At 49.8% G+C, this 333-nt stretch carries 1 protein-coding gene and 1 pseudogene; both read left to right on the forward strand.

All coding sequences use genetic code 11. The features are described 5' to 3' along the window. A partial coding sequence (locus Xbed_RS19205; RefSeq protein ID WP_139837582.1) for a phage holin, lambda family occupies positions 1 to 202 on the forward strand: 202 nt, incomplete at its 5' end. Further along, positions 199 to 333: pseudogene (locus Xbed_RS20450) on the forward strand (structural protein); the annotation flags it as partial. The gene Xbed_RS19205 and the pseudogene Xbed_RS20450, both read left to right, overlap by 4 nt.

Consider the following 333-nt stretch of genomic DNA (forward strand, 5'->3'; position numbering starts at 1 on the left):
CGGCGTGGAACGGAAGAACCGATGGGTAGAGGCGCTATTGTGCGGTGCCTTGTCATGGTGTGCTTCCAGCGGTCTGGAAATGTTCGGCATTCCCGGTAGTTTTGCACCGGCTATCGGTGGCGCTATTGGTTTTATTGGTGTTGAGAAGATACGGGGATTTGCTATCCGCGCCATCAATAAACGTTTGGGAGGTAAAGAATGAGCAGAGGCATTCGCAATAACAATCCGGGCAACATTGATCACAACCCTGCCAATAAGTGGCAAGGTCAGTTAAAGCATGACCCAAAGATTGAGAAGCGGTTCTGTCGGTTTGAATCCCCTGAGTATGGTATT

Source organism: Xenorhabdus beddingii, assembly GCF_002127545.1.
GTDB classification, from domain to species: Bacteria; Pseudomonadota; Gammaproteobacteria; order Enterobacterales; family Enterobacteriaceae; genus Xenorhabdus; species Xenorhabdus beddingii.